We start from the raw sequence: 5,104 nt of genomic DNA on the forward strand, positions 1-5,104 counted from the left end.
GAATTAATTCTCCATACCGAATTTCAAACCGACCCCGACTCCAAAATTCCCTTCCGAATGCTCGATTATCGCATTCGCGTCTATCGTCGTCATCCCCAAAAACCAATGCGTCAAGTGGTAATTTATCTGCGACGCAGCGACTCTCCCCTGGTACAAGAAAATACCTTCCGTCTGGGGGAAACCTTTCATTCTTTTCAAGTCATCCGTCTTTGGGAAGAAAATACACCGCAATTTTTCCATCATCCCGGTTTATTACCCTTTGCCGTCCTCAGCAATACCGATGACCCCGAACAGGTGTTAAGTCAGGTGTCCCGTTCTCTGGAAACTATTTCCGAAAAACAGGTGCAAAGCAATCTCGCTGCCGCTACCAGTATTCTCGCCGGGTTAGTATTAAATCGAGAGACGATTAAAAAAATCCTTCGGAGTGACATTATGAGAGAATCCGTCATCTATCAAGATATTTTAGAGGAAGGCAGAGAGGAAGGCGAGGAAAAGGGACTACAAAAAGGCTTGCAAGCGGGTAAAGAAGAAAAAGCTCGACAAATTGCCCTAAAAATGCTATCTGCTGGTTTTTCTATCCCAGAAATCGCCCAATTTACCGATTTATCCCCCGCAACTATCGAGGAATTACAATCGAGAGACGATTAAAAAAATCCTTCGGAGTGACATTCTCAGAGAATCCGTCATCTATCAAGATATTTTAGAGGAAGGAGAATTATCCGCTAAATTAACCTCTATACCCCGTTTATCAGCTTTAGGATTAAGTGCTGAACAAATTGCCCAAGCTTTAGACTTAGAAATTGAACAAGTACAACAAGTCATTGAGGGACAAAATTGAGGGAAAACGGACAGTATTTTCTATCGTCTCTTTCAGTAATAATTTTTGATCATTAATTCCCTACCAGATGCCGCCGATCCTTGTTTATAATTATTCATGCCATACTGAAGATTCCACTCGATAATATGGGCAAAATCAAAGAGTTTTCGTATCTCTGGACAATCATCGTAGGTAATTAACCATTTAGCCTGACATTGACGCATATTATCGGCAAAACGTTGATGATCGAAGCTGGTATGTAAATTACCTCTTACGCCGTATAAACGTGATTTTGTGGCACTATAGTAGGGGGGATCGAGGAAGATAAAAACTTCTTTTCCCTCAGCAAATAATAATTCTTCGTAGTCTTGGTTAGTAATTTTTACCGATGCTAATAACGGCGCAATTTGAGTTAATCTGGCTATCGATGAATCAGTAAATCTACTGGTAAAAGCTGCTTGGGAATACCCCCCCGAATCCACTGTTCCCGAAAAAGTAATCCGATTTAAGATAAAAAAACGCACCGCTTTCTCAAAGTTGGTTAACTTTAAATCTTCCCTTGTCAAATCTTGAAATAATTCTCGTCCGCTATCATATTTCTGTTTAATTTCTGTTATTTTTGCTACCAATAAATCAATATTTTCTTGAGCGCATTGCCAGAAACAATATAAATCATAATTTAAGTCATTAATCCAATAGGTTTTTATTTGTTGTCCAAAGAGTTGCTTAACAGCAAAAAACACAGAACCACCACCAAAAAAAGGTTCTCGATATTCCCTAATATTCACAGGAATTTGCGGCAGAATTTGCTTAATCGCCCGGGATTTACCACCGGGATAACGCAAGGGACTTTTAATTTTTGACATTTTATACTAAATCCGTTTATTAAAGACTGATTATCTATTCCCCCTTTTGCCCCTTGCATGAGTGCCTGTCCTGATATGTATGTTCAGAACCTTGAGTTGGATTGAGGACGGCTAACCAGACTTCACCCCGTTTCAGAGGATTAGTCATCATTGATCTTCTTGATGGAGTATTACTGCATAGTCATTCATACCTTCTTCAGCAAAGGCGCGATCTTGATCAGCAAACTCCGCAAACAGATCGGCCAGTTGCATGGGATCGAGGACAGCCTGATGACGCTGACTGCGAAACTTTAAGAAGGCAATAAAATCAGCCACTTGCTGAAGCTGATTATCAGTCAGTCGATCCAAGTCTTGCTTAAGAGCTTCAGCGCTTACTGGCATAGGAAGAAAAAACATTCCGACTTCCCCATTATAAGAGATCCTGGCCAACAGCCGTCTTCAACAAACCCCCATGAGTCCCTGAGCGCGTAGCGGGGTAGGGAGAACGTTCAGACATTCGGATCTTATCAGTTACTACTGTCTGATTCACCCGCGCTGCTAGACCCATTACCACCTGAAGTCGCCACTATTATTGAAGTTGCAGTGATACTAATTGTCTGCCACTCGCTGCTTGTCTTTTCTGCCAATCAGCAAATAGGGCCTTGAAATCATAATTAAAAGATTTGGCTTGTTCTTCTCGTATTCTGTGTAATTCTTCAAGAATTTCATCTTCCCACATAAATTTACTCTCCCATCAATTCATATTAGTCCTCGTGCTTCTCCCCAGACTTCTACTTACTCTGTCTAGCTTGACCAACTTTTAGCCAGGCAAAGATTTGTTGTGGAGTCAGTGTCAACTCAACCCCTGCAATTACCTTAAGCTGGTGATCCCCTCTGCAAACTTCCGGCTCTTGTTGGGGAGTAAACATTAAAACAGAATAATCATCTGGATCAAGCATCCATCCTAATTTACTGCCATGTTTTAAACAATGTAGAATGTTGTCAATTACACGGTTTACCTTTTGATCCGGTGAAAGAATTTCGATAGTCCAATCAGGTGCTTCCCTAAAGTCGTCCTCCGGTTCACCTGCTTGATTGAGGTTAATTCGATTCCATGCAATTACCGCCACATCAGGAACGATCGAACGCCCGCCGAAGGTACATCGCAACTCAGGTAAAGCTGTATAATCAACAGTGTGGCTGTCAACCGCAGCTAAAAGACGTTTTTGCAGGATAGAGTGTCGAGTCTTAGGCATGGGTTTCTGAATTGCGACTCCATGCAAGTATTCCCATGCTGGAGAATCCTCCAAATATGGCAATTTGAGGAAATCTTCAAGGGTGAGACTCTCAGTCAAGGAAGTCGTCATCGGTTCAAGCAAAGGTTTTTTTTGTGACTTTATTATAAATGAACTTTATCTGGGTTTCTTACCGACGATTCAGGTATATTTAAGGAGAATTTGCCCTCTCAATCAAATGGGTCGATTTCTTAACTATTCTAACTGACCGGTATCACTGGAAATGCCCACGGGGATCACAAAATTGGCCAATTGTCAATAGCTTTTCAGATGCTCTCACCTTGGTTATGGCACTTCCCACTCTTTCTTTTCTAGACACTCTGCAAACGGTTGAACTCACCCGCCTTGTCAAAGTCTAGCAGAAAGTCGGGTGCAGTGATATGTCAGACAGTCGGCAGCCGGTCATAGGCTTCTGGCTCAACATCGGGAACTTTTGTTAAGATTGCCTGATACTTTTCTCGACTTCCCTTTTTGGACCTTTCTATTAGGTAATTTTCTGTCATCAACGCTGAAAGTTTCTCAGCGATCGCAGTAGAGATAAATTGATCGATCGAAATTCCATCACGAGCCGCTAGATCATCAAAACTTTTCTGTAATGAGTCGGGAATTTGAACTTGGATGGTACTCATGGTAACTTACCTATTAATCGTAGGAAACCTGAAGGCTCAAGCAGACATAAACCAAATTGCTCAACACCAGCAAAGTCACGGGTGTTATATGTGATTATACTCTGACATCCTGCTTTAACTGCAAGCTCCAATACCATATCGTCTTTGGGATCACGCAGAAATGGTCGCCACAGGAAGAAAATTTTATGAGGTATCCCAACCGAGCAATAGAAATCAATTAAGTCATCTACTTCTTCTCGACTTAAATAGAGATTGGGCAACTCCCGCAATAGGACATCTGTATATTCCAAGACGAGAGGAACAGATAAGTGCATATCAAATTTTCCTGTACCTATAAGGCTAAGAAGTTGAAACGCACTTCCACGCCTAGATCTTAATCCAGCAATAATGACATTGGTATCAATAACAATCTGAGGTAACGACATTCGCAACTGGGCAACGATGATTATTGGTACAGTTACATCTTAACTTTATCATCACAGAACAAAAATAGCGTGGGTTTCATTTTTGAATTGGCGCTCTTACAAAAACCTAGCCACCTTTACTCGATCGATAAATTACGATCAAACCCATTAGATTAACCATCTACTTAACCGTTGGTTTGCGGAATTTGGAAGGAGAAGGAAAATATTCTACCCGTTCATTTTTGAGTGCTTGTGCCATAAAATCGCGCCAAATGGGAGCGGCAAAACCACCACCGGTGATACCTTTACCTAAAGTGCGGTTTCGGTCATCTCCAATCCACACTGCGGTGGCTAATTGGGGAACATAACCGACAAACCAGACATTTTTCTCGTTATCGGTAGTACCGGTTTTTCCCGCTGCTGGACGACCGATTTGGGCCGAGGTTGCTGTTCCCCCCTGAATAACTCCCTGTAGGACAGAATTGAGAGAAGCGGTGGCCCAGGGGTCTAAAACTAGCTTCGGTTTGGGTGTATTATCGAGCATGACGTTACCCCGACTATCAGTAACACGCATGATAAAGGTAGGCTCGGAATGCCAGCCATTACTGGCAAAAGTAGCGTAGGCCCCCGCCATTTCCAGAGGAGTCACATCCACGGAACCCAAAGGTAAAGAGGTCACGGCAATTAAAGGACTCTCGAAACCCAGCAGACGACAGACTTCAATGACTTTATTTATCCCGACGCGACGACCGAGAATAACTGCGGGAATATTCAGAGACTGCATCAGAGCGCTACGCAGGGAAACCGGACCTGAAAAGCCTCCACCGTAGTTTTTTGGGCTATAGAAGCCGCCGGCCTCGCGAAAACGGACTGGAGCATCATTAACCACCGTTTCGGGGGTAAAACGACCACTAGCGAAGGCAGTATAATAGACGAAGGGTTTAAAAGCTGACCCCGGTTGACGACGGGATTGGATGGCGCGGTTTAATTGACTTTTATTGTAATCAACGCCACCGACGAGCGCCTTGACGAAATGGGTGCGGGGATCCACCGCGACTAGAGAAATTTGTAGGTCTTTGGTGCGAATACCGCGACGACGCAAGCTATTATAGGC

Annotated in this window: 8 protein-coding genes; 1 reads left to right on the top strand and 7 read right to left on the bottom strand. The window is 43.0% G+C overall.

Features of this window, described 5'->3' with window-relative positions; genetic code table 11:
• The coding region (locus IQ242_RS16345; protein WP_193960690.1) for an Rpn family recombination-promoting nuclease/putative transposase at nt 1-648 on the top strand (648 nt) is incomplete at its 5' end.
• Nucleotides 649-870: 222 nt separating this feature from the next.
• Here the strand turns inward: IQ242_RS16345 and IQ242_RS16350 are convergent.
• From IQ242_RS16350 to IQ242_RS16380, 7 genes are all read right to left on the bottom strand, one after another.
• Nucleotides 871-1,683 (bottom strand): DNA adenine methylase, encoded by an 813-nt coding sequence (locus IQ242_RS16350; protein ID WP_193960691.1) that lies wholly within the window; start codon nt 1,681-1,683, stop codon nt 871-873.
• 147 nt (nt 1,684-1,830) lie between these two features.
• Complete coding sequence (locus IQ242_RS16355; RefSeq protein WP_228021043.1) at nt 1,831-2,064, bottom strand: hypothetical protein; 234 nt, start codon at nt 2,062-2,064, stop codon at nt 1,831-1,833.
• 187 nt (nt 2,065-2,251) lie between these two features.
• On the bottom strand, nt 2,252-2,401 hold the full coding sequence (locus IQ242_RS16360; protein ID WP_002787242.1) for a hypothetical protein: 150 nt from the start codon (nt 2,399-2,401) through the stop codon (nt 2,252-2,254).
• A gap of 52 nt (nt 2,402-2,453) precedes the next feature.
• Complete coding sequence (locus tag IQ242_RS16365) at nt 2,454-3,029, bottom strand: Uma2 family endonuclease (RefSeq protein ID WP_193960692.1); 576 nt, start codon at nt 3,027-3,029, stop codon at nt 2,454-2,456.
• Nucleotides 3,030-3,340: 311 nt separating this feature from the next.
• Nucleotides 3,341-3,586: a toxin-antitoxin system HicB family antitoxin gene (locus IQ242_RS16370; RefSeq protein WP_193960693.1), complete on the bottom strand. Its 246-nt coding sequence runs from the start codon at nt 3,584-3,586 to the stop codon at nt 3,341-3,343.
• Nucleotides 3,583-4,011, bottom strand: a complete 429-nt coding sequence (locus IQ242_RS16375) for a putative toxin-antitoxin system toxin component, PIN family (protein ID WP_012264774.1) — start codon at nt 4,009-4,011, stop codon at nt 3,583-3,585. Before IQ242_RS16375 ends, IQ242_RS16370 begins: the two co-directional genes overlap by 4 nt.
• Before the next feature lie 160 nt (nt 4,012-4,171).
• Nucleotides 4,172-5,104, bottom strand: a 933-nt coding sequence (locus tag IQ242_RS16380) for a transglycosylase domain-containing protein (RefSeq protein WP_255520664.1), incomplete at its 5' end; no start/stop codon positions are given.

It is taken from the genome of Microcystis sp. LEGE 08355 (assembly GCF_015207185.1).
GTDB lineage: Bacteria > Cyanobacteriota > Cyanobacteriia > Cyanobacteriales > Microcystaceae > Microcystis > Microcystis panniformis.